The organism is Halomonas sp. B23F22_3, from assembly GCF_043496965.1.
In the GTDB taxonomy this organism is placed as follows: domain Bacteria; phylum Pseudomonadota; class Gammaproteobacteria; order Pseudomonadales; family Halomonadaceae; genus Halomonas.
In genome coordinates this window covers 149,581-172,398 of sequence record NZ_JBIEKG010000007.1, presented here as the reverse complement: position 1 = coordinate 172,398, position 22,818 = coordinate 149,581, and the positions used below count along the sequence as shown (strand labels likewise).

The 22,818-nt window shown below is 69.6% G+C and carries 20 protein-coding genes; 17 read left to right on the top strand and 3 right to left on the bottom strand.

Going from position 1 to position 22,818, the window contains the following annotated elements:
• Positions 1 to 48: 48 nt before the first annotated feature.
• The 12 genes from aspS (at position 49) to ACGTNG_RS16825 (ending at position 11,204) form a co-directional block, all read left to right on the top strand.
• On the top strand, positions 49 to 1,830 hold the full coding sequence (aspS, locus tag ACGTNG_RS16880; RefSeq protein ID WP_394797681.1) for an aspartate--tRNA ligase: 1,782 nt from the start codon (positions 49 to 51) through the stop codon (positions 1,828 to 1,830).
• Positions 1,831 to 2,105: 275 nt separating this feature from the next.
• On the top strand, positions 2,106 to 2,852 hold the full coding sequence (locus tag ACGTNG_RS16875) for a YebC/PmpR family DNA-binding transcriptional regulator (protein ID WP_394797680.1): 747 nt from the start codon (positions 2,106 to 2,108) through the stop codon (positions 2,850 to 2,852).
• 251 nt (positions 2,853 to 3,103) lie between these two features.
• Positions 3,104 to 3,643, top strand: coding sequence for a crossover junction endodeoxyribonuclease RuvC (gene ruvC, locus ACGTNG_RS16870; protein ID WP_394797679.1), 540 nt, complete (start codon positions 3,104 to 3,106; stop codon positions 3,641 to 3,643).
• Positions 3,644 to 3,783: 140 nt separating this feature from the next.
• A complete protein-coding gene (ruvA, locus tag ACGTNG_RS16865) occupies positions 3,784 to 4,398 on the top strand; it encodes a Holliday junction branch migration protein RuvA (RefSeq protein WP_394797678.1) in 615 nt (204 codons plus the stop codon).
• Between the two features lie 44 nt (positions 4,399 to 4,442).
• Positions 4,443 to 5,465, top strand: coding sequence for a Holliday junction branch migration DNA helicase RuvB (gene ruvB, locus ACGTNG_RS16860; protein WP_394797677.1), 1,023 nt, complete (start codon positions 4,443 to 4,445; stop codon positions 5,463 to 5,465).
• 49 nt (positions 5,466 to 5,514) lie between these two features.
• Complete coding sequence (gene tolQ, locus ACGTNG_RS16855; RefSeq protein ID WP_108445295.1) at positions 5,515 to 6,204, top strand: protein TolQ; 690 nt, start codon at positions 5,515 to 5,517, stop codon at positions 6,202 to 6,204.
• Between the two features lie 13 nt (positions 6,205 to 6,217).
• Positions 6,218 to 6,658: a protein TolR gene (gene tolR, locus ACGTNG_RS16850; protein ID WP_394797676.1), complete on the top strand. Its 441-nt coding sequence runs from the start codon at positions 6,218 to 6,220 to the stop codon at positions 6,656 to 6,658.
• 9 nt (positions 6,659 to 6,667) lie between these two features.
• On the top strand, positions 6,668 to 7,777 hold the full coding sequence (gene tolA, locus ACGTNG_RS16845; RefSeq protein WP_394797675.1) for a cell envelope integrity protein TolA: 1,110 nt from the start codon (positions 6,668 to 6,670) through the stop codon (positions 7,775 to 7,777).
• Positions 7,777 to 9,063, top strand: a complete 1,287-nt coding sequence (gene tolB / locus ACGTNG_RS16840) for a Tol-Pal system beta propeller repeat protein TolB (protein WP_394797674.1) — start codon at positions 7,777 to 7,779, stop codon at positions 9,061 to 9,063. The genes tolA and tolB overlap by 1 nt, the downstream gene beginning before the upstream one ends.
• 23 nt (positions 9,064 to 9,086) lie before the next feature.
• A complete protein-coding gene (pal, locus tag ACGTNG_RS16835; RefSeq protein ID WP_394797673.1) occupies positions 9,087 to 9,623 on the top strand; it encodes a peptidoglycan-associated lipoprotein Pal in 537 nt (178 codons plus the stop codon).
• Positions 9,624 to 9,652: 29 nt separating this feature from the next.
• Positions 9,653 to 10,420, top strand: coding sequence for a tol-pal system protein YbgF (gene ybgF, locus ACGTNG_RS16830; protein WP_394797672.1), 768 nt, complete (start codon positions 9,653 to 9,655; stop codon positions 10,418 to 10,420).
• A gap of 16 nt (positions 10,421 to 10,436) precedes the next feature.
• Complete coding sequence (locus ACGTNG_RS16825; protein WP_394797671.1) at positions 10,437 to 11,204, top strand: YciK family oxidoreductase; 768 nt, start codon at positions 10,437 to 10,439, stop codon at positions 11,202 to 11,204.
• A gap of 114 nt (positions 11,205 to 11,318) precedes the next feature.
• Here the strand turns inward: ACGTNG_RS16825 and ACGTNG_RS16820 are convergent, their stop codons facing one another.
• The gene (locus tag ACGTNG_RS16820) at positions 11,319 to 11,993 is read right to left on the bottom strand and encodes an HAD-IA family hydrolase (RefSeq protein WP_394797670.1); all 675 of its coding nucleotides are present in this window, start codon (positions 11,991 to 11,993) and stop codon (positions 11,319 to 11,321) included.
• Positions 11,993 to 12,718, bottom strand: coding sequence for a bifunctional 2-polyprenyl-6-hydroxyphenol methylase/3-demethylubiquinol 3-O-methyltransferase UbiG (gene ubiG, locus ACGTNG_RS16815; protein ID WP_394797669.1), 726 nt, complete (start codon positions 12,716 to 12,718; stop codon positions 11,993 to 11,995). The genes ACGTNG_RS16820 and ubiG overlap by 1 nt, the downstream gene beginning before the upstream one ends.
• A 140-nt stretch (positions 12,719 to 12,858) precedes the next feature.
• Here ubiG and galU point away from each other — a divergent pair, with 140 nt between their 5' ends.
• A complete protein-coding gene (gene galU / locus ACGTNG_RS16810) occupies positions 12,859 to 13,749 on the top strand; it encodes a UTP--glucose-1-phosphate uridylyltransferase GalU (protein WP_394797668.1) in 891 nt (296 codons plus the stop codon).
• A 4-nt stretch (positions 13,750 to 13,753) separates the two neighbouring features.
• Positions 13,754 to 15,043: a nucleotide sugar dehydrogenase gene (locus ACGTNG_RS16805; protein ID WP_394797667.1), complete on the top strand. Its 1,290-nt coding sequence runs from the start codon at positions 13,754 to 13,756 to the stop codon at positions 15,041 to 15,043.
• A gap of 120 nt (positions 15,044 to 15,163) precedes the next feature.
• Here ACGTNG_RS16805 and ACGTNG_RS16800 read toward each other — a convergent pair whose 3' ends face one another.
• On the bottom strand, positions 15,164 to 15,742 hold the full coding sequence (locus ACGTNG_RS16800; protein ID WP_394797666.1) for a superoxide dismutase: 579 nt from the start codon (positions 15,740 to 15,742) through the stop codon (positions 15,164 to 15,166).
• Positions 15,743 to 15,986: 244 nt separating this feature from the next.
• Here ACGTNG_RS16800 and ACGTNG_RS16795 point away from each other — a divergent pair, with 244 nt between their 5' ends.
• The 3 genes from ACGTNG_RS16795 to tamB are packed head-to-tail and all read left to right on the top strand — an operon-like array spanning position 15,987 to position 22,818.
• A complete protein-coding gene (locus tag ACGTNG_RS16795; protein ID WP_394797665.1) occupies positions 15,987 to 16,832 on the top strand; it encodes a coiled-coil domain-containing protein in 846 nt (281 codons plus the stop codon).
• Positions 16,833 to 16,858: 26 nt separating this feature from the next.
• Positions 16,859 to 18,742 carry an autotransporter assembly complex protein TamA gene (gene tamA / locus ACGTNG_RS16790; protein WP_394797664.1) on the top strand — a complete coding sequence of 628 codons (1,884 nt, stop codon included), beginning with the start codon at positions 16,859 to 16,861 and terminating at the stop codon, positions 18,740 to 18,742.
• An 11-nt stretch (positions 18,743 to 18,753) separates the two neighbouring features.
• On the top strand, positions 18,754 to 22,818 hold the full coding sequence (gene tamB, locus ACGTNG_RS16785; protein ID WP_394797663.1) for an autotransporter assembly complex protein TamB: 4,065 nt from the start codon (positions 18,754 to 18,756) through the stop codon (positions 22,816 to 22,818).

The following is a 22,818-nucleotide window of genomic DNA, read 5'->3' as shown; positions in this document are numbered from 1 at the left end:
CGCCCGCGCTGCCTTTTCACCACTTCACGCAACAGAACAGGATACGACATGCGCAGCCATTATTGCGGCCAGCTCAACGAGACCCTGGTGGACCAGACGGTCACCCTGTGCGGCTGGGTCCATCGCCGCCGTGACCACGGGGGCGTCATCTTCCTCGACATGCGCGATCGCGACGGCATCGCCCAGGTCGTGGTGGACCCCGATACCGCCGAGGCCTTCGCCAACGCCGACCGCGCCCGCAGCGAGTACGTGCTGCGCATCCAGGGCCGGATCCGGCTGCGCCCGGAAGGCACCCAGAACCCGAACATGCCCACCGGGCTGATCGAGGTGCTGGCCAAGGAGGTCGAGGTCCTCAACACCGCCGCCACGCCGCCGTTCCAGCTCGACGAGCACGGCAAGGTGGGCGAGGAGGTGCGCCTCAAGCACCGCTACATCGACCTGCGCCGCCCGGAGATGATCGACAAGCTACGCCTGCGCTCTAAGATCTCCCACAGCGTGCGCGCCTTCCTCGAGGAACAGGGCTTCCTGGACATCGAGACCCCGATCCTGACCCGCGCCACCCCCGAGGGCGCCCGCGACTACCTGGTGCCGAGCCGCACGCACCCGGGCAGCTTCTTCGCCCTGCCGCAGTCGCCGCAGCTCTTCAAGCAGCTGCTGATGGTATCCGGCTTCGATCGCTACTATCAGATCGCCAAGTGCTTCCGCGACGAGGACCTGCGCGCCGATCGCCAGCCGGAGTTCACCCAGATCGACATCGAGGCCTCCTTCGTCGAGGAGGAGGACATCATGGGGATCACCGAGTCGATGATCCGCCAGCTGTTCCAGCAGGTGCTGAGCGTCGAGCTGCCCGAGTTCCCGCGCATGCCCTACGCCGAGGCCATGAGCCGCTTCGGTTCCGACAAGCCGGACCTGCGCATCCCGCTGGAGCTGACCGACGTCGACGACCTGATGAAGGGCGTCGACTTCAAGGTCTTCTCCGGCCCGGCCAACGCCGATGACGGCCGCGTGGCCGCCCTCAAGGTGACCGGCGGCGCCAAGCTGTCGCGCAAGGAGATCGACGAGTACACCAAGTTCGTCGGCATCTACGGCGCCCGCGGCCTGGCCTGGATCAAGGTCAACGAGCGTGCCAAGGGCATCGAGGGGCTGCAGTCGCCGATCGTCAAGTTCATGGAAGGCGTGGTCGAGACGCTGCTCGACCGGGTCGGTGCCGAGGATGGCGACATCATCTTCTTCGGCGCGGACAAGGCGCGCATCGTCAACGAGGCCCTGGGCGCGCTGCGCGTTCGCCTCGGCGAGGACCTGGACCTCTATACCGCCGAGTGGTCCCCGTTGTGGGTGGTCGACTTCCCGATGTTCGAGGAGGACGGCAACGCGCGCCTGCAGGCGCTGCACCACCCGTTCACCGCGCCGTCCTGCGACGTCGAGACGCTCAAGTCTCACCCGGCAGGGGCGCTCTCGCGCGCCTACGACATGGTGCTCAACGGCACCGAGCTCGGCGGCGGCTCGATCCGTATCCACGACCAGGCGATGCAGCAGACCGTGCTCGAGGTGCTGGGCATCGATCAGGAGGAGGCCCGCGAGAAGTTCGGCTTCCTGCTCGACGCCCTGCAGTACGGCGCACCGCCCCACGGCGGCCTGGCCTTCGGCCTCGACCGCCTGGTGATGCTGATGAGCGGCGCCAAGACCATCCGCGAGGTGATCGCCTTCCCGAAGACCCAGAGCGCCTCCTGCCTGCTGACCGAGGCGCCGGGCGAGGTGAGCGGCGAGCAGCTCAAGGAGCTCAACATCCGCCTGCGCCAGAAGGCCAAGGCGGAGGGGGCCGGCGAGTAAACCTCGTCGACTTACACGTACCATCCCACCGGCGCCCCAGGGCGCCGGTGGCGTATCCTGTGTTCACTCAGACGCTTATGTTGTGGCCCTTCCCACGGGGCTGACCGGCGGCAGGCCCCGAAGTGTCGGACCATCGAGGAGGCGCTGTGAACCCTTCCTTGGGCGCTACCGACGCCATCCCTGGCGTCGGACCTCCTCTTTAGCCTGCCCCCAGCGCCTCTCGCCAAGATGGGCCACCATGCCTGTCAGCGTTTTCTGGATAAACCGGAGGTAACATGGCCGGCCATAGCAAATGGTCCAACATCAAGCACCGCAAGGCGGCCCAGGACGCCAAGCGGGGCAAGATCTTCAACAAGCTGATCCGCGAGCTCACGGTCGCCGCCCGCCAGGGCGGGGGCGAGCCCGAGGACAACCCGCGCCTGCGCGCCGCCATCGACAAGGCGCTGGCCAGCAACATGCCCAAGGACACCGTCCAGCGGGCGGTGGATCGCGGCGCCGGCAACACCGACGGCGACGACATGGAGGAGGTCGTCTACGAGGGCTACGGCCCCGAGGGCGTCGCGGTGCTGGTCGAGGCGATGACCGATAATCGCAACCGGACTGTCTCCGAGGTGCGACACGCCTTCAACAAGCACGGCGGCAACCTCGGCACCTCCGGCTCGGTGGCCTTCCTGTTCCACAAGCAGGGGCGACTGACGCTGCCGGAAGGCGTGGCGGAGGAGACCGCCATGGAAGCCACGCTCGCCGCCGAGCCCGAAGAGATCGAGACTCTCGAGGACGGCCGGCTCGAGGTGGTGACCACCCCGGAGCGCTTCGGCGCGGTCAAGGACGCCCTGGTCGAGGCAGATATCGCCCCCGAGGCCAGCGACGTCGGGCTCTTCCCCGACACCTATACGCGCATCGAGGATGTCGACCTCGGGCGACGCATCCTCCAGCTGGTCGACTGGCTCGAGGATCTGGACGATGTGCAGAATGTTTACACCAACGCGGACTTCAGTGATGCCATCATGGACGAGCTGTAGGGAAGGGCACCAGCGCGCTCTCGCCCCGGCGACGAGGCCATCACGGTCGAGCGGCACGCTATTGAGAGATCGAGGAGAATGATGAGCTTTTTCGGCGACAAGCCCCGGAGTGCCGTACCATCGCGAGGGCGCTGTGAACCCATCCATGGGCGCTACTTTTGCCATCCATGGGCAAAAGACCCTCGCTTCGCCTTGCCACCGACGCTCGTCCTAGCAGATATGGCGCACCGATCTCGTGCAGCGGGCGCGTCATGCTGATCCTCGGCATCGATCCCGGGTCGCGGATCACCGGCTACGGGGTGCTGGACGTCACCACCCCCACGCCGCGCTACGTGGCCAGCGGGTGCATCCGCATCCAGGCCGACGACCTGGCCCAGCGGCTGGCCCAGGTCTACGCCGGGGTCAGCGAGCTGATCGCCGTGCACGCTCCGGGGGAGTTCGCCATCGAGCAGGTGTTCATGTCGAAGAACGCCGACTCCGCCCTGAAGCTCGGCCAGGCGCGCGGCTCGGCGATCGTCTGCGCCGCCAACCACGGCCTGCCGGTCAGTGAGTACGGCCCACGGCAGATCAAGCAGGCGGTCACCGGCGGCGGCGCCGCCGACAAGGCTCAGGTGCAGCACATGGTGACGGCGATCCTGGGGCTCTCGGCCACCCCCCAGGCCGACGCCGCCGATGCCCTGGCCATCGCCCTGACCCATGCCCATGCGCGACTGGGGCTGCTCAACAAGGGCAGCTTCGGCGGCCACCGCAGCCGCCGCAAGACCAGCACCTGGCGGGATTTTCGCCCCTGAGCGAGTCGCCAGGCAGCGACGCCCGGGCCCTGTCGAACGCTGTTCTCGCGGGCTGGCAAGCCACCCGGGCGAACAGTATAGTGGCCCGGTGACGGCCCCGGGCCGTCCAGGACTCCAACCCCAAGGGACAGCACATTTCCATGATCGGACGCCTGCGAGGCACCCTGCTCGAGAAACAGCCACCCTGGATGGTGGTGGACGTGGCCGGCGTCGGCTACGAACTGGAAGCCTCCATGACCACCCTGGTGGCCATGCCCGGCACCGGCGAGCCGGTATCGCTCTATACCCACCTGACCATCCGCGACGACGCCCACCTGCTCTACGGCTTCGCCCGCGAGCAGGAACGTGCCCTGTTCCGCGCCCTGATTAAGGTCAACGGCATCGGGCCCAAGCTCGCCCTCGGCATCCTCTCCGGCATGGACGAAGAGGCGTTCATCCGCTGCGTGATGGACGACGACGCCAAGGCGCTGACGCGCCTGCCCGGCGTCGGCAAGAAGACCGCCGAGCGGTTGATCATCGAGATGCGCGACCGCTTCCCCCACTGGCAGCAGCCCGGCGAGCTGGCCGTGGGCCTGGAGGGCTCGCCGGGCAGCGCGCCGGCCGCCGCGGCGGATCCCGTCGCCGACGCCGAGGCGGCGCTGGTCAGCCTGGGCTACAAGCCCGCCGAGGCCGCCCGCATGCTGGTCGGCCTCGAGGAGGCCGAGTCCACCGAGGCCATGATCAAGGCGGCGCTGAGTCGCCGCCTGGCGGGGTGAGCCGATGCCGTCGCCGTTTCTTCACCTGACACCGGATGGCCGCCATGCTCGAGAGTGACCGTCTGATCGCCGCCGACGCCCGGGAGGGCGAAGGCGAGGGCAGTGTCGACCATGCCATCCGTCCCAAGCGCCTGGCCGACTACATCGGCCAGCCCCGGGTGCGTGAGCAGCTTGACATCTTCATCAGCGCCGCCCGCGGCCGCGAGGAGAGCCTGGACCACACCCTGGTGTTCGGCCCGCCGGGGCTCGGCAAGACGACGCTGGCCAACATCATCGCCGCCGAGATGGGGGTCGGCCTCAAGTCGACCTCGGGGCCGGTGCTCGAGCGGGCGGGCGATCTCGCCGCCATGCTTACCAACCTGCAACCCGGCGACGTGCTGTTCATCGACGAGATTCACCGCCTCTCGCCGGTGGTCGAGGAGATCCTCTATCCCGCCATGGAGGACTTCCAGCTCGACATCGTGATCGGCGAGGGGCCGGCGGCGCGCTCGATCAAGCTCGACCTGCCGCCCTTCACCCTGGTCGGGGCGACCACCCGGGCGGGCCTGCTGACCTCGCCGCTGCGCGACCGCTTCGGCATCGTGCAGCGCCTGGAGTTCTACAGCATCGACGAGCTGACCGAGATCGTCGCCCGCTCGGCGGGCCTGCTGGGCGTCGAGAGCGATCGTGAGGGCGCCCAGGAAGTCGCACGCCGCTCCCGCGGTACCCCCCGTATCGCCAACCGGCTGCTGCGTCGCGTGCGCGACTTCGCTCAGGTGCGTGCCGAGGGGCGCGTCGATGCCGAGATCGCCGACCTGGCACTGAACATGCTGCACGTCGACCACCATGGCCTCGACCACATGGACCGCCGCCTGCTGCTGGCGATGATCGAGAAGTTCGACGGTGGCCCGGTGGGCATCGACTCCCTGGCCGCGGCCATCGGCGAGGAGCGCGACACCATCGAGGACGTGATCGAACCCTACCTGATCCAGCAGGGTCTGATGATGCGCACCGCCCGGGGGCGGGTGGTGACCCGCCAGGCCTGGGCCCATTTCGATCTGGCGCCCCACGAGCGGTCGCCCGAGTAGCGCACCTTTCCTTCCCTTTCCCGACCGACCAAGACCGACGAGGATGCCCGTGAACGACTCCCTGTCCATACCCCACCTGATCATGAACGCCAGCGGCGTGGTGCAGGCGGTGATGCTGATCCTGATGATCGGCTCGCTGCTCTCCTGGGTGGTGATCTTCCAGCGCACCTTCGTGATGCGTCGTGCCCGCAAGGCGCATCGCCGCTTCGAGGACCGCTTCTGGTCCGGCGTCGACCTCAACGAGCTCTACCGCGAGACGCCGGCCGAGCAGGAGACCCAGGGCGCCGAGCATGTCTTCCGCTCGGGCTTTCGCGAATTCAACCGCCTGCTGGCCAAGACCCGCAGCCCCCAGGCGATCCTCGAGGGTGTCCAGCGCAGCATGCGCGTGGCCTGGTCCCGCGAGGAGGACCGCCTGAACCTGCATCTGGTGTTCCTGGCCACGGTCGCCTCGGCGAGCCCCTACATCGGGCTGTTCGGCACCGTCTGGGGCATCATGGGCTCCTTCCAGTCGCTCTCCCTGGCCCAGCAGGCGACGCTGGCCACCGTGGCCCCCTGGATCGCCGAGGCGCTGATCGCCACCGCCATGGGCCTGTTCGCCGCCATTCCCGCGGTGATCTTCTACAACCGGCTCTCGGCCGAGTCCGGCCGGCTGCTGGGCAAGTACGAGGACTTCGCCGAGGAGTTCCACTCCATCCTGCACCGCAACCTGCAGGGCCGGACCGACGCCGGCGCCGACTGAGGGAGAGGCCATCATGCTGGGACCCTTCAATCGCGCCGGACGCCGCCGCCCCATGGGCGAGATCAACGTCGTGCCGTTCATCGACGTCATGCTGGTGCTGCTGGTGATCTTCATGATCACCGCGCCGATGCTCACCCAGGGCGTGCAGGTCGACCTCCCCCAGGTCACCTCCGAGCCCATTGAGGAGACCGAGGATCGCGACCCCATCGTCGTTTCGGTGGACAAGGACGGCCAGTACTACATCACCCTCGGCGGTGACGAATCGCCGGTCAGCCTGGACGAGGTCAGCGAGCGGGTGATCATCCTGCTCGACCGCCAGCCGGGCACCCCGGTGATGGTGCGTGGCGATCGCAACGTGCCCTACGGCCAGGTGGTCACCCTGATGAGCACCCTGCAGACCGCCGGAGTGAGCAACGTCGGGCTGATCTCGGAACCGCCCCCCGGGGACCGTTGAGGAGCGCCCATGGCCAGACAAGACCGACGCGTGGGCTATGGCCTGCCGCTGCTGCTCGCCATTGGGCTGCACCTGGCGATACTGGTGGCCAGCGTACTGCGCTTTCCCGACGAGGAGGTCGCACCGCCGAGCAGCACGATCGTCCAGGCGACCCTGGTGAGCACCGAGACCACCACCGATCAGGCCCAGCGCGCCGAGGAGGCCCGGGCTCGGGCGGAGGCGCGCCAGGCCGAAGAAGAGGCCGCGCGCGCCGAAGCGGAGGAGGCGGCGCGCCAGGCCGAGGAAGAGGAAGCCGCGCGCCAGGCGGAGGCAGAAGCGGAGGCCGAAGCCGAAGCACAGCGCCAGGCGGAGGCAGAAGCAGAAGCTGAGTCAGAAGCAGAGGCCCGAGAGGCGACTCGTCGCGAGGCGGAGGAGGAAGCCGCTCGCCGCGCCGCCGAGGCGGAAGCGCAGGCCCGTGAACGCGAGGCCCAGGCCGAGCGGCGCCGCGAGGCGGAAGCCGAACGCCAGCGCCAGGCCGAGGCGGAAGCCGAACGAAAGCGCCAGGCCGAGGCGGAAGCCGAACGCAAGCGTCAGGCCGAGGCGGAAGCCGAACGAAAGCGTCAGGCCGAGGCGGAAGCCGAACGAAAGCGTCAGGCCGAGGCGGAAGCCGAACGCCAGCGCCAGGCCGAGGCGGAAGCCGAACGGAAGCGTCAGGCCGAGGCGGAGGCCGAGCGCAAGCGCCAGGCCGAGGAGGCCGCCCGACGCGCCGCCGAGGCGGCCAGCCAAGGGCTCGATCGCGCCATCGAAGGCGAGAGCGAGAGCGTCGCCAATGCCCGCCAGGCGAACGAGGCCGCCAACAGTTTCATCAACCTGGTGCGTCGCGCGGTGGAGCAGGCCTGGGTGATTCCGCCCAACGTCCCGGACGGCGCCGCGGCCCAGGTCACGGTGCGGCTGGGGCCGTCGGGGGAGCTGTTTGCCGCCTCCATCGGTCAGAGCAGTGGTAACGGGGCCTTCGACCGCTCCGCGGTGCAGGCCGTGGAGGCCGCCGCGCCCTTCGCCGAGCTTCGCCAGTTGCCGGCAGCGGTACAACGCGACTACCGTCAATTCAATCTGCGATTCAGACCGGGGGATATCCGCTGATGAAGATTCTGAAGAGTACCTGGCTGGCCGCCATGCTGATGCTGTTCACCAGCCTGGCCCAGGCCGACCTGACCATCGAGATCACCCGTGGCAGTGACCGGGCCACGCCCATCGCCGTGGTGCCGCTGGCCGGCGGGGAGAACCTGCCCCAGGACATCTCGCAGATCGTCGCCGATGACCTGGAGCGCAGCGGCTACTTCGAGCCCCTCGAGCGAGACGCCATGTTCGCCCGTCCCGCCTCGAGCGAGGAGGTCAGCTACGGCGAGTGGAGCGCCCTGGACGTCCGCTACCTGGTGGTGGGCCGGGTCAGCCGCGAGGGCGAGGACTTCCGCATCGACTATGAGCTGATGGACGTCAGCGGCGGCAGCCGCATGCTCGGCGAGAGCGTGACCGCCGGGCGCCAGGGGCTTCGCGACGCCGCCCACTACATCAGCGACCAGATCTTCGAGGAGATCACCGACATCCGCGGGGCCTTCTCGACCCGTATCGCCTACGTGACCTCCACGGGCCTGGGCGATAACACCCAGTATGCGCTGCACGTGGCCGACGCCGACGGACGCAACAGCCAGCAGGTCCTGGCCTCCGACGAGCCGATCATGTCGCCCTCCTGGTCCCCGGACGGCGCCAAGCTGGCCTACGTCTCCTTCGAGACCGGACGCCCGGCCATCTACATTCAGGAGATCGCCTCCGGTCGTCGCGCACGGGCCACCTCCTTCGAGGGCCTGAACAGCGCCCCGACCTGGTCCCCGGACGGCCGGCGCCTGGCGATGTCGCTCTCCAAGGATGGCCAGCCGGACATCTACGTGATGGACATCGGCTCGCGCAACATCGAGCGGATCACCAAGGACTCCAGCATCGAGACCGAGCCCGCCTGGTCGCCGGATGGCCAGAGCCTGGTGTTCACCTCCGATCGCAGCGGCGGCCCCCAGATCTATCATCTCGAGCTCGGCAGCGGCCAGGCAGAGCGCATCACCTTCACCGGCAACTACAATGCCCGGGCCCGCTTCGCGCCCGACGGCGAGGCGATCTTCCTGATCCACCGCGGCAGCAACGGCTATCAGGTCGCTCGCCAGGACCTGGAGAGCGGACGCCTGGTGGCCCTGACCGACTCGCGTCAGGACGAATCCCCCAGTGTCGCGCCCAACGGCACCATGGTAATCTTCGCCACCCAGCAGGGCGGCAACGGCGTGCTGGGCGGCGTGTCCGCCGACGGACGCGCTTCCTTCCGACTGCCGGCGGCACAGGGTGATGTACGCGAACCCGCGTGGTCCCCATTTCTGAACTGATGTCACCAAAAAGGAGTTTCACGATGCAGCTCAAGTCCCACGCCAAGACCCTGGCCATCGCCGTTTCCCTGGCCGTCGTGGCCGGTTGTTCCAGCACGGGTGGCAGTCAGGATGGCGACATGGACGGCGGCCTCGCCGGCGGCGATCGCGGTGGCGTCACCACCGGTACCACCGGCGGCAGCGGCGTCAACGGCAACCAGTCCGGTCAGATGACCGACGCCGACGGCCGTATCCCGGCGACGCGCACCATCTACTTCGAATTCGACAGCGACGCCATCCGCAGCGAGTTCGAGCCCGTGCTGACCGCCCACGCCCGCTTTCTGCGCGCCAACCCCAGCGCCACGGTGATCCTGCAGGGCCACACCGACGAGCGCGGTACACGCGAGTACAACCTGGCACTGGGCGAGCGTCGTGCCGGCTCCGTCGAGCGCTACCTCAACGTGCAGGGCGTCTCACCCTCTCAGGTCGAGGTGGTCAGCTACGGCGAGGAGCGGCCCGCCGCGCGCGGCTCGAACGAGCAGGCCTACGCCCAGAACCGTCGGGTGGTCTTCGCTTACTGAGGCGGGCCCAAACGACGAGGGAGATAGCCATGAGACACGGTCTGAAGAGACTGTGCGGTGCGGGAGCCCTGGTGCTCCCGCTCACCGTTGCAGCGCAGCAACCGATGATCGAGGACCTCACCGAGAGCAATCGGGGAGGAGGCTTCTACAGCCAGACGGCGACCCGCGAGGAGGCCGGCGGCAGCCTGGTGATCTTCAACCAGGTGCAGAAGCACCAGGATGAGATCCGCCAGCTGCGCGGGCAGGTGGAGGAGCTTCGCCATCAGCTCGAGCAGCTGCGTCGCCAGACGCGCCAGCAGTACCTGGACATCGAGGATCGCCTGATGGCGGCGAGCAGCGGCGCCGATCGGGCCGCGCCGCCCGTGGATGAGCAGCGCGCCCGCGAGGTGGCCGAGACCCCCTCGCCGAGCGGCGACGATGCCGACACCCAGCAGGCCTATCAGGCGGCCTTCGGCCACGTCCAGGCCCGCGAGTTCGGCGAGGCGATCAGCGCCTTCGAGGCCTTCGTCGGCCAGCATCCCGACAGCCGGCTGACCGCCAACGCCTACTACTGGCTGGGCGAGCTGCACTCGGCCGAGTCCAACCTGGAAGAGGCCGAGGCGGCCTTCCAGCGCGTCCTCGAGGACTTCCCGGAGAGCAGCAAGGTGCCGGACGCCCTCTACAAGCTGGGCCTGCTCGAGGCGCGCCGCGGGAAGCCGGAAGAGAGCCGCGCCCTGCTCGAGCGAGTGCGCGAGGAGCACCCCGACAGCAGCGCCGCCGGCCTGGCCGATGACTTCCTGCGCCAGACGGGCAACTGAGGATCGAGGAACCGAGATGACCTGCAATATCGACTACCAGCCCCCGGCCGACCTGCTCGACGGCCGCATCATCCTGGTCACCGGTGCCGGCGACGGCATCGGTCGCGCCGCGGCGCTGGCCTTCGCCGGCCATGGCGCCACCGTGATCCTGCTCGGGCGCACCATCGCCAAGCTGGAGAAGGTGTACGACGAGATCGAAGCCGCCGGCGGCCCCCAGCCGGCGATCTTCCCCCTCAACCTCGAGGGTGCCGCGCTCAAGGACTACCACGACATGGCCGAGACCCTGGACAAGGAGTTCGGCCGCCTCGATGGCATCCTGCACAACGCCGGCATCCTCGGCCGCATCACCCCCTTCGAGCAGTACAATCCCGAGCTCTGGGAGCAGGTGATGCAGGTCAACATCAACGGGCCGATCTGGATGACCCAGGCGCTGTTGCCGCTGCTCAAGAGCTCCCCGGACGCCTCGGTGGTGTTCACCTCGTCGGGCGTGGGGCGCCGCGGACGCGCCTACTGGGGGGCCTACTCGGTCTCCAAGTTTGCCACCGAGGGCTTCGTGCAGGTGCTGGCCGACGAGGTCGAGCACCTGGGTTCGCTGCGCGTCAACAGCCTCAACCCCGGCGCCACGCGCACCGCCATGCGCAAGGCCGCCTACCCGGGCGAGGACGCCCAGTCCCTGCGCACGCCGGAGGCGATCATGCCCACCTACCTGTGGCTGATGGGTCCGGAGAGCCGCGGCCACAACGGCGAGCCCTTCGACGCCCAGCCGCCCAAAGGGGCTGCCTGAGAGGCTCGCCTGCTCGGAAAGGCCTCCGAGTCAACCGAACGGCGAGACCAACAAGAAGCCCTCACGCCTTGAACGGCGTGAGGGCTTCGTTGCGTCTGGGGCCGATGCGACGTTCTAGCCCGCCATCTCTTCCTCGAGCACCGCGGCGACCAGCGCCTCGGCGGTCTCGAACCAGAGGTCGGCCGGCCAGCGCCGGTAGTCGTCCTCCTCCTCGATGTAGCCATAGCCCACCGCCACGGCGGCCATGCCGGCCGCCCGAGCCGCCTGCATGTCGCGCAGGTGATCGCCGATGTACCAGCACTCGGCGGGCGAGGCCGCCAGACGGCGCGCCGCCTCGACGAGCGGGGCGGGGTCGGGCTTCTTGACCGGCAGATCGTCGGCGCAGAGCAACACCCCGGGCGCGAGACCGAGCGCCTCGACCAGGGGAGCGGCATAGGCGCGGGGCTTGTTGGTGACGATGCCCCAGCGGCCCTCACGCGCGGCCCAGGCGTCCAGCAGGCGGTCCAGCGGGGGGAAGACCCGACTCTCCTCGGCCACCGACTGGCCATAGGCCTCGAGCAGGAAGGTGCGCGCCGCGTCATGGCCCGGGGCCTGCTTCTCCAGGCCCAGCGCCAGGGTCACCAGGGCGCTGCCGCCGTTGGAGACCTGGGCGCGGATCGGCGCATAGGGCAGGGCGGGCAGGCCGTGGTGCTCGCGCAGGGCATTGGTCGCCCGGGCCAGGTCCGGCGCGGTGTCCACCAGGGTGCCGTCCAGATCGAAGAGCAGGGCTTCGGGGCGCGGCGTGGGCATTACGTCGTCTCCCGGCGACAGTGCATCAGGTAGTTGACCGAGACATCGCGGGTCGAGAGCGAAAATTGGCGCGTGATCGGGTGATACACCAGGCCGTTCTGCTCGCGTACCGCGAGGCCCACCTCGCGGCACCAGCCGGCCAGCTCCGAGGGGCGGATGAAGCGGCTGTAGTCGTGGGTGCCGCGGGGCAGCATGCGCATCACGTACTCGGCGCCGACCACCACCAGGGCGTAGGCCTTGGGCGTGCGGTTCAGGGTCGAGAAGAACACCTGGCCACCGGGCTTCACCAGGGCCACGCAGGCGCGCACCACCGAGGCCGGATCGGGCACGTGCTCGAGCATCTCCAGGCAGGTGACCACGTCGAACTCGCCGGGATGCGCCTCGGCCATCGCCTCGGCGCTGATGTGGCGATAGTCGACGCCGACGCCCTGGTCCCCGGCATGCAGGCGGGCCACGGCCAGCGGCGCCTCGCCCAGGTCGATGCCGGTGACCTCGGCGCCGCGGTGCGCCATGGCCTCGGCGAGGATGCCGCCGCCGCAGCCGACGTCCAGCACGCGCCGGCCGGCAAGGCCCGAGCGGGCATCGATGAAGTCCAGCCGAAGGGGGTTGATGTCGTGAAGCGGCTTGAACTCGCCGTGCGGATCCCACCAGCGGTCGGCCAGGGCCTCGAACTTGGCGATCTCCGCCTGGTCGACGTTGCCCGCTTGCGGGTGGCTTGCGCTCATTCTGCTCTCTCCCTGGTGTCGCCTAGCCGACACGCTGTCAGGCCGGCCTGGGTTCGGTATCATGGCCATTGTACCCGCTCCCCGGAGGGCATTCCCACGCTTTCCGGCGAGCCATCACCCACCGTGACAGGGACCGCACCATGATCAACAAGGCCGTTCTTCCCGTTGCCGGGTTCGGCACGCGCTGTCTCCCGGCCTCCAAGGCCATTCCCAAGGAGATGATCACCATCGTCGATCGACCGGTGATCCAGTATGTCGTCCAGGAAGCCGTGGCCGCGGGGATCCGCGACATCGTGCTGGTGACCCACGGCACCAAGAGCGCCATCGAGAACCACTTCGACAAGCACTTCGAACTCGAGGCGAGCCTCGAGGCCAAGGGCAAGACCGACCTGCTCGAGGAGCTGCGCTCCATCGTGCCGGCCGACGTCAACATCATCAGCGTGCGCCAGCCCGAGCCGCTGGGCCTTGGTCACGCGGTGCTCTGTGCCCGCCCGGTGGTGGGCGATGACGAGCCCTTCGCCGTGCTGCTGCCCGACGTGCTGGTCGATGGCGAGGGCCTGGCCCGCAACGATCTGGCAGGCATGATCGGCTCCTTCGAGAAGACCGGGCACAGCCAGCTGATGGTCGAGGAGGTGCCCCACGAGCTGGTTCACAAGTACGGCATCGTCGATACCGGCGGCGAGCTGCCGGGGCCCGGCGAGTCGCGGCCGATCGACGGGGTGGTCGAGAAGCCACCGGTGGACGAGGCGCCCTCCGATCTCGCGGTGATCGGGCGCTACATCCTGCCCGGGCGTATCTTCCCGCTGCTCGCCGACACGCCGCCGGGCGCCGGCAACGAGATCCAGCTGACCGATGCCATCGAGACCCTGCGCCGCGAGGAGGGGGTCGACGCCTTCCGCATGCAGGGCAAGACCTACGATTGCGGCCATCAGCTGGGGTATCTGGAGGCGATTCTCGCCTACGGTCGTCGCCACCCGCGCTACGGGCAGGGCTTTCGCGAACTGCTGACGCGCTACGCAGACGGAGAGTGAAGCGATGCGGGTACTGATCCACGGCAGCGAGCTGGCCGCGGCCACCGCGGCGGCCGCGCTCTCCTGGGTGGGCCACCGCGTGGCCTGGCTGCCTCACGCCTCGGCCGACTGGCCGACCCTGTCGCAGAGCCGCTGGCTGCTGAGCGAGCCGCAGCTGATGGGCCGGCTCGAGGAGGGGCTGGCCCAGGGCAGCCTGCGAATACTCTCCCAGGACGAGCACGGCCTCGACGACGAGCCCTTCGACGTGATGTGGCTCGCCGTCTCGCCGGACCAGCGCCCGGACGCCGCCGCCTGCGTGGAAACGCGCATGGCGAGCCTCTGCCCCGGGGCCGTGCTGATCAACAACTCCACCTTTCCGGTCGGCGAGACCGAGCAGCTGGAAGCGCGCCTGGCCGGCTGCCGGGCGGTGGCGCTGGCCGACCTGCTCGAGGAGGGGCGCGCCTGGGAGACCTTCACCCGGCCCTCGCGCTGGCTGCTTGGCTGCGACGATGACCGGGCCGCGCGCCAGGTGCGAGAGCTGCTGCGCGCCTTCAACCGCCGGCGCGAGGTGATCCAGCGCATGCCGCGGCGCGCCGCGGAGCTGACCAAGCTCGCCATCAACGGCATGCTCGCGACCCGCATCAGCTACATGAACGAGATCGCCGGGCTCGCCGACAGCCTGGGCGTGGACGTGGAGCACGTGCGCCAGGGCATGGGCGCCGATTCGCGCATCGGCTACGAGTACCTCTATCCCGGCTGCGGCTTCGGCGGCCCCAACTTCTCCCGCGACCTGATGCGCCTGGCCCATGTCCAGTCGGCGAGCGGGCGCCACTCGGCGCTGCTCGCCCAGGTGCTCGACATCAACGAGCACAAGAAGGAGACGCTGTTTCGCAAGCTGTGGTCCCACTTCCACGGCCGCCTGGGCGGGCGCACCGTGGCCATCTGGGGCGCGGCCTTCAAGCCCGGCACGGCGCGCATCGACCAGGCGCCGGTGCTCACGCTGCTGCGCGCCCTCTGGGCCCAGGGGGTGAGGGTGCGCCTGCACGATCCCGCGGCGATCCCCGCGGTGCTCGCCGAGGTCGGCGAGCACCCGCTGCTCGAGGTATTCGAGGAGGACCCGCTGACGGCCTGCGACGGCGCCGATGCGCTGATGCTGGTCACCGAGTGGAAGGCCTACTGGAACCCCGACTGGCCGCGGCTGACCGAGCAGCTCGGCGAGAAGCTGCTGCTCGACGGCCGCAACATCTATGATCCGACCCATGTCGCGGCCTGCGGGCTGCACTACCGTGGAATCGGCCGCCGCGCCGACCCCTGAGGGAGCCGGGCGTCGTGTCCCGCTGAGGCCTCTCCCCGCAACAAAACGGCCCCGCCAGTTGGCGGGGCCGTTGTCGTTCAGCGGTCGGCGCCTGGGCGCCGACCCGACTGACGTTCAGACTCAGCTGAAGTTCTGGGCGACGAAGTCCCAGTTGAGCACGCTCCAGACGTTCTCGAGGTACTTCGGACGCGCGTTGCGATAGTCGATGTAGTAGGCGTGCTCCCACACGTCGATGGTCAGCAGCGGGGTCTGGCCATGGGCGATGGGGGTGTCGGCGTTGCTGGTGTTGACGATGTCGACGCCGCCGTCATCGGTCTTGATCAGCCACGTCCAGCCGGAGCCGAAGTTGCCGGCCGCCTGGGCGTTGAAGGTCTCCTTGAACTTCTCGAAGGAGCCGAACTTGGCGTTGATGGCCTCGGCCAGTGCACCGGTCGGCTCGCCGCCGCCATTGGGAGAGAGGCAGTGCCAGTAGAAGGTGTGGTTCCAGACCTGCGCCGCCTGGTTGAACAGGCCGCCGGAGGAGGACTGGATGATCTCTTCCAGGGACTTGTCCGCATCGGCGGTGCCGTCGGTCAGCTCGTTGAGCTTGTTCACGTAGGTCTGATGATGCTTGCCGTAGTGATACTCGAGGGTCTCGGCCGAGATGTGCGGTTCCAGAGCGTTCTTGTCATACGGCAGTGCGGGCAGTTCAAATGCCATCGAGTCTCTCCTTGTCGTCAGCGGTGTCGTAACAGCACCCCATGGTGGGCATCGGGACGCCGGGATTCAAGACTCCCCGTCGATGTTGACCGGGAACCGTGCGTTCCGATGACAAAAAACCTTACACTATCAGGACGATGTGTCGGTGCTGTCGCGGCATCATAGCACCCGGCCCGGGGGGCGCCAATTGCGCGCCCCCCGGGAGCGGCGCCCCGGCCAACCACCCCGAGAGAAGGAGTTCGTCATGGCAGAGCACCCGGATGACCGCCGGCACCCCCGACCGATCGTGCCGGACCCGGATGCCAGCCTGTCGGCCCCGCGAGCGCGCTATCCCGATCCCCCGCGGGTCTGGCCGCTGTGGCTGCTGATCCTGCTGCTGATCGCCGCCGGTGCGGCCCTGGCCTGGGCCGGCTGGCAGGAGCGTGTGCGCCTGCAGGCCGAGCTGTCCCGCGTCAGCGGTGAGCTCTCCAACGTGCATGCGCGTTTCGATGCCGAGCAGGGCAGGGGGGAGGCGCTCGATGCGCTGCAGTCGCGCCTGGACGAGCTTTCCAACCTGGAGGCCGAGGTCGACGCCGTCCTCGACCGTCGCCTGTCGGAATTCAAGGGTGAGCTCGAGAGCGAGCTCAAGGACGACCTCGAGGCCGCGCGGGCGCAGCGGCTCGGGCCCCTCGAGGAGCGCCTGGAGCGCCAGCAGGCGCGCCTCACCGCGCTGGATGAGGAGGCCGAGACCCGGGACGCCACGCTGGCCGCGACCCGCACCTCCCTGGACGCCCTGGAGCGTGCCGGCGAAGAGGGCCGCGCCGCGCTGGGTGAGCGACTGGCGACCCTCGAGCAGGCGCGCGAGAGGCAGGCCGAGCGTCGCGAGACCCTGGCCGACGGGGTGGAGACGCTCCAGGCGCGGCTGGAGGCCCTGGAGACGCGGCTGACGCAACTCGACGGCCGAGTTGAAGCCGCGGCGGGATCACGCGATGATGTTCGCCAACGAATGGAAGCGCTGGACAGCGGGCTTGAGGAGATGGCCTCCGGGCTGCGCGAGCTGCGCCAGTCCCAGCTCGCCCTGAGCGCCCAGCTCGAGGCCCTGCGCCAGTGACATCCCCCCGTCAGGGACCGATGCCCATGCATAATCGCGTGTTGACTCGCCTCACGGCGGCCACGCTGTGCCTCGGCCTGGCGCCTGGCGTCCAGGCCCTCGAGGCGACGGTCGAGGGCGTCGACGACGAGCTGGCCGAGAACGTGCGCCTCTATCTCGACCCGCTCGAGGCCGGGCAGTACAGTCCCGAGCGCCTGAAGAGCGAGGTGCTACGGCGCAGCAGCGAGGCCCTGCGGGTCTTCGGCTACTACTCGCCCAGCATCCGCACGCGATTCGACGATCCCGAGGCCCCCGAGGCGGTGACGCTCGTCATCGATGCGGGGGTGCCGGTGCGCATCGAGGTCCTTGAGCTCTCCGTTACCGGAGACGCCGCCGATGATCCCCCCTTCGAGGAGGCCATCGACGACTTCCCCCTGTCGCAGGGTGACCGGCTTCGCCACGCGCCCTTCGACAGCCTGCGCAGCACGCTGGCCAACCTGGCCCTGCAGCGCGGCTACTTCGACTGGTCCTTCACCGACCGGCGCATGGAAGTGAGACCCTATGCCCAGAGCGCCCGGCTCTATCTGGCACTCGACAGCGGCCCGCGCTACCGCTTCGGCGAGGTGACGTTTCAGGGCCATCACATCGAGGTCGAGCGCCTGCAGAACCTGGCGACCTTCGAACGCGGCGACCCCTACCTGGCGAGCCAGGTGGCCAGGCTCAACGAGCGCCTGGGCCAGACCGAGTGGTTCGGCTCCTTGAGCGTGCGCCCGCGCCTCGAGCGCGACCTCGAGCGACTGGCGCTGCCGGCCGAAGCGGCCGGCTGGTGGCAGGCACTCGACCTGAAGGGGCGGGAGCCGGCTGCTCCGGCGGCGCGCATCGAGGCCGAGGCGCTGCTGGCGGCCAACACCCTCCAGCGTCCCGCCGAGGCGCCGATCGATGTCACGGTGACGCCGGCGGACCGCCACCAGTTCGAGGTCGGCCTGGGCTATGCCACCGACGTGGGCCCCCGCATCCGCCTCTCCTGGGATCAGCCCTGGATCAATCGCTACGGTCACGGCCTCGACCATGACCTCTACCTGTCGGGGCCGGAGCAGCGCTTCTCGGGCCTTTATACGATGCCCCTCGAGAATCCGCTGCGCGACAGCTACCGCCTCCAGTACGGCCTGCGCAACAAGGACAGCGAGGACACCCAGACCCTCGAGAGCACCGTGGAGATCGCCCGACGCTGGAAGTTCGACAGCGACTGGACGGCCGGCGATGACTGGACCTTCGCCAGGGACTGGGAGCAGTCGCTCTACCTGCGGGGCACCTACGAGGACTTCACCCAGGCCGGCGTCTCCAACGAGGTGCTGCTGCTCTATCCCGGCATCAGCTGGACGCGCACGCGGACCCGCAATCCCGCCTTCCCCACCTGGGGCGATCGCCAGCTCCTGGCGTTCGAGTACTCCAACGAGGCCTGGGGGTCGGCGGCCGAGTTCCTGCGCATCACCGGCGACAGCGAATGGATCCGCATGCTGGGCGATGACAATCGCTTCGTCGGCCGGGTCGGGTTCGGCAGCATCACCACCGATGACTTCGCGGACATTCCCCCGTCGCTGCGCTTCTTCACCGGCGGTGACCGCAGCGTGCGCGGCTACTCCTACGAGAGCATCGCCCCCGAGGACGAGGATGGAGAGCTGATCGGCGGCGAACAGCTGCTGACCGTCGGCCTTGAGGCCCAGCGCCGCGTGGCCGGTAAATGGTGGTTGGCGACCTTCGTCGACACCGGCGATGCGTTCAGCGACTGGTGGCCGAGCGACCTGAAGACCGGCGCGGGCCTCGGCGTGCGCTGGATCTCGCCGGTCGGGCCCATCCGTTTCGACGTCGCGCACCCCTTCGATATCGACGACACCTTTCGCATCCATTTCTCCATCGGACCGGAATTCTGAGAGCCAACGTCTTGAGAAAGCGCGCCGTGACCTGGGCCCTGGCCCGCCTGATGATCCTGTTGCCTCTGTGGCTGATCGGCCTCGTACTCCTGCTGCTGGGGTTGGCCTTGTCACCCTGGGGGACGGGCGTGCTGCTCGAGCAGGGCGCCAAACGCGGCTTCTTTGAACTGGGCGGATATGAGGGCGCGCCACTCGATCGCCTGGTGCTCGAGGACCTGCGCCTGGACGCGGGACCGGCGCGGATCGCCCTGTCGCGCCTGGAGCTCGCCTGGTCCGAGGACTGCCTGCTCAGGGGGCGGCTTTGCATCGAACGCCTCGCCCTGGACGGCGCCGATATCCGCCTGACCGAGACGGCGGCCGCCGCACCGGAGCCCCCCGAGGAGAGCGCCCCAGCCGGCGAGCCGCTCGGCCCGATCCAGCTGCCGTTTCCGTTCGAGCTGCGCGAGTTGTCGCTTAACGATGTGGCCCTGCAGCTCGCCGACGGCACGCGGCTCGCCTGGGACGTCTTCGAAAGCGCACTGCGCGCCGAGCAGGGCACCGTGACCCTGCTGCCCACTCGCCTGGCCGGCACGCGGCTGACCCTGCCGCTCTCGGCGGGCACGCGACTCGCGCTGAGCGAGGCCGACCACGAGGGGCCAAGGCTCACCGCCGAGGCCATCGACGCCGCTACCGCCGTCCACTCGCCGCTGCCCGCCGAGGCCGCCGCCGACCTGGAGGGCGTGGCCGACCTGCCCCTGACCGAACAGCCGCGCCGCGAGCTGCCCGAGGTGACGCTGCCCCTGGCGGTGGAGGTACCGGAGCTCGTCGTCGAGGACGTTGCCGTGGGAGGCGCCGTCGAGGCCGGCGTGGAGCGCCTGCACCTGCGCATGAGTGCCCGGGACCACGAGATCGCGATCGAGACCCTGACCCTCGCGAGCCCCGATGCCGACGCCGAATTCGAGGCGCGGCTGGCACTGCGTGACGACTACCCCCTCCAGGCCCGCCTGGCCGCGGACCTCTATTTGCCGGAGCGCATGCCGGCGCTCGCCGGCGAGCGCATCGAGCTCGACGTCGCCGGCAGCCTCGCCGCGCTCGAGGTCGACCTGGCCCTCGCGGGGCCCGTTACGGCGCGGCTGTCGGCCCGACTCGACGCCCTGGACCCCACGCTGCCCTTCGAGGCGTCGCTGGAAAGCGAGGCCCTGCAGTGGCCGCTGCCCGGCGAAGCCCAGATGCAGGCCGACGGGCAAGGCGAGACTCAGGACCCACCGACACCGGTGCAGCAGGAAACACCCGAGAGCGATGCGCCGGCCGAGCCGACGGAGCCGTGGCGGGCCGAGGCGCTCTCGCTACGCCTGGCCGGCAGCCTGGTCGACTATCGGGCCGAACTCTCTCTCTCCGCCGCGGGCCCGACGCTGCCGCCCACCGATCTCTCGCTGATCGGCACCGGCAGCCTGAGCCACTTCGCCTGGTCGCCGCTGTCCGTCAACCAGCAGGGCGGGGTGATCGTCAGCCGCGGCCGGATCGACTGGGAGGAGGGCCTAGACGCCACGGCCACGCTCTCCCTGGACGGCATCAATCCCGGCCATTTCGTCGAGGGGCTGGAGGGTCGCCTGGGCGGCGGCGCCGAGGTGAGCTTCGCCCAGGACACCGACGGCTGGCGAGTCGAGATCCCGTCCCTGGACATCCAGGGGGTGCTGGACGATCGGCCGCTCTCTCTCGAGGCGGTGCTGGCCGGCGACAGCGAGATGCACTGGTCCCTCGAGACCCTCGACTTCCGCCAGGGCAGCAATCGCATCAGCGCCGCGGGCACGGTCAGCCCGTCATCGCTGGACCTGCAGGGCGAGCTCGCCCTGCCGGCCATGGATAGCCTCTATCCCGGCCTCGACGGCGTCCTCGACGGCGAGTTCATCGCCCAGGGCAGCCTCGAGGCGCCTCGGCTCGATCTCGACCTGACCGGACGCGAGCTGGCCTTCAACGACAACCGGCTGTCGCGCCTGGATCTCGAGGCGAGCGTCGCCGGCCTCGACGATCCCGAGCTCGCCGTGACGCTGGATGCCCGTGACATCGCCGCCGGCGGACAGCAGATCACCGCGCTGACGCTGGACCTCGAGGGGCAACAGACGGCGCATCGACTGCGCCTGGCCATGGACGGCGGCGAAGGACTGCCGGTCTCGCGGCTAACCATGACCCTCGAGGGTGGCCTGGACACGGCCCGCGAGCAGTATCGCGGCACCCTGGCACCGCTGGAGATCGACAGCGAGTTCGGCGACATCCGCCTGGACGAGGCGCTGACCTTCGCGGCGAATCTGCCCGAGGGCTCGGCCCGGGTGGCGCCGTTCTGCCTGAACCGTCGCCAGGGCGGGGACGTCTGCCTCGTCGAGCCGCTCGAGGCCTCGGCCGAGGCCGGACGCGCCGCCCTCGAGATCCGCGACCTGCCGATGGACATGGTCGACAGCGTGATGCCCCCCGGGTGGCGCATCGGCGGCGAGAGCGCCGGCACCCTCTCCGCCAGCTGGTCGGGCGGCGGAGAGCGCTGGCAGCTCGACGCCGACCTCGACAGCCGCGCCGAGGTGACCGGCGAGGACGCCTATGGCCAGCCCTGGTCGGTGCCCGGCACCACCCTGAACGTGGTGGTGGAGGCCAGCGAGGCCCGGGCGGATCTCGAGCTGGTCGTGGGCCTGGCCGACACTGGGGAGGTGCGCCTGGCCCTGGGCATCGTCGATCCGCTGGGCAGCGGCGCGCTGGACGGGCAGCTGCGCGTCGATGACCTGCGCCTGGCGCCTTACCGCCCCCTGGTCGCCGGCCTGGAGACCCTCGAGGGCGGCCTGGACGGCGATATTCGCATCGCCGGCAGCCAGGAGGCCCCGCGGCTGGACGGCCGGCTCGCCCTGACCGGACTCAGGGCCGGTGGCCTGGATCTGCCCCTGGAGGTGCAGGACGGCGAGCTCGTCATCGCCCTGGCCGGCGATCGGGCCGACCTCGACGGTTTCCTGGCCGCCGAGGAGGGCCGCCTCACGATCGACGGCAACGCCCAGTGGCCGGCCACGGGCGGATGGCAGGCGGCCATCGACCTCAACGCCGTCGACGATCCGCTGCTGGCGGCCCTGCCGAGCTTCGGTCGCCTGCGCCTGGCCCCGGACCTGAGCGTGCGCGCCGATCCCGAGCGACTCCGGGTGCGCGGTACGGTCGAGATCCCCTGGGCCAGGCTCCAGGTGGGCGAAGTGCCCCAGTCGGCCCAGGCGCCCAGCCCCGACGAGGTGATCATCACCGAGGAAGACGATCGCCGCGCCGCCGAAGCCGAGGCGGAGGCCAGGGCGCAACGCCAGCCCGGCGAATCCACCGCCGCGGCCATGGCCGAGGCGGGGATGGCCACCGATATCCTGATCACCCTGACGCTGGGTCCTGACATGCAGCTGGAGGCCTACGGCCTGGAGTCGGAGCTCCAGGGCAACCTCGAGGTGCGCCAGCAGAGCGGCCCGGTCCAGCTGTTCGGGGACGTCAGCCTGGTCGACGGCCGCTTCCTGGCCTACGGCCAGGACCTGGTCATCCGCGAGGGGATCCTCTTCTTCAGCGGCCCGCCGGGGCAGCCGCGGCTAGACTTCGAGGCGATCCGCAATCCCGCCGCCACCGAGGACGACGTGATCGCTGGCCTCCGGGTGACCGGCGAGGCCTCGGCGCCGAGCCTGGAGATCTTCTCCGAGCCGTCGATGAACGAGGGCAGGGCGCTCTCCTACCTGCTGCGCGGACGCGCCCCCGACAGCAGCGGCGGCGGAGACGGCGTGCTGACCTCGGCGCTGATCGGCCTGACGATCGGCAAGACCGGCAACGCCGTCGGGGCCGTCGGCGAAGCCTTCGGCATCGAGGATCTCAGCCTCTCCACCGCCGGCACCGGCGAGGAGAGCCAGGTGGTGGTCAGCGGCAACCTGACCGACCGGTTGAGCGTCGGCTACGGCGTGGGAGTCTTCTCGCCCATCGCCGAGCTCTCGCTGCGCTACCAGCTGTGGCGCAACCTCTACCTCGAGGCGGTGTCCGGCGCCGCCCAGGCGGTCGACTTGATCTATACCTTCAGCCTGCCGGGCGATCCGCCGGCACCCTGA

Bases quoted from the DNA above. Each gene is read 5' to 3' on its own strand.
- ruvC (WP_394797679.1), top strand. From the start codon at position 3,104: ATGCTGATCCTCGGCATCGATCCCGGGTCGCGGATCACCGGCTACGGG.
- tolA (WP_394797675.1), top strand. From the start codon at position 6,668: ATGGCCAGACAAGACCGACGCGTGGGCTATGGCCTGCCGCTGCTGCTC.
- ACGTNG_RS16825 (WP_394797671.1), top strand. From the start codon at position 10,437: ATGACCTGCAATATCGACTACCAGCCCCCGGCCGACCTGCTCGACGGC.
- ruvB (WP_394797677.1), top strand. From the start codon at position 4,443: ATGCTCGAGAGTGACCGTCTGATCGCCGCCGACGCCCGGGAGGGCGAA.
- pal (WP_394797673.1), top strand. From the start codon at position 9,087: ATGCAGCTCAAGTCCCACGCCAAGACCCTGGCCATCGCCGTTTCCCTG.
- ACGTNG_RS16805 (WP_394797667.1), top strand. From the start codon at position 13,754: ATGCGGGTACTGATCCACGGCAGCGAGCTGGCCGCGGCCACCGCGGCG.
- tolB (WP_394797674.1), top strand. From the start codon at position 7,777: ATGAAGATTCTGAAGAGTACCTGGCTGGCCGCCATGCTGATGCTGTTC.
- ACGTNG_RS16800 (WP_394797666.1), bottom strand. From the start codon at position 15,742: ATGGCATTTGAACTGCCCGCACTGCCGTATGACAAGAACGCTCTGGAA.
- ACGTNG_RS16875 (WP_394797680.1), top strand. From the start codon at position 2,106: ATGGCCGGCCATAGCAAATGGTCCAACATCAAGCACCGCAAGGCGGCC.
- ybgF (WP_394797672.1), top strand. From the start codon at position 9,653: ATGAGACACGGTCTGAAGAGACTGTGCGGTGCGGGAGCCCTGGTGCTC.
- aspS (WP_394797681.1), top strand. From the start codon at position 49: ATGCGCAGCCATTATTGCGGCCAGCTCAACGAGACCCTGGTGGACCAG.
- ubiG (WP_394797669.1), bottom strand. From the start codon at position 12,718: ATGAGCGCAAGCCACCCGCAAGCGGGCAACGTCGACCAGGCGGAGATC.
- ACGTNG_RS16795 (WP_394797665.1), top strand. From the start codon at position 15,987: ATGGCAGAGCACCCGGATGACCGCCGGCACCCCCGACCGATCGTGCCG.
- tolR (WP_394797676.1), top strand. From the start codon at position 6,218: ATGCTGGGACCCTTCAATCGCGCCGGACGCCGCCGCCCCATGGGCGAG.
- galU (WP_394797668.1), top strand. From the start codon at position 12,859: ATGATCAACAAGGCCGTTCTTCCCGTTGCCGGGTTCGGCACGCGCTGT.
- ruvA (WP_394797678.1), top strand. From the start codon at position 3,784: ATGATCGGACGCCTGCGAGGCACCCTGCTCGAGAAACAGCCACCCTGG.
- ACGTNG_RS16820 (WP_394797670.1), bottom strand. From the start codon at position 11,993: ATGCCCACGCCGCGCCCCGAAGCCCTGCTCTTCGATCTGGACGGCACC.
- tamA (WP_394797664.1), top strand. From the start codon at position 16,859: ATGCATAATCGCGTGTTGACTCGCCTCACGGCGGCCACGCTGTGCCTC.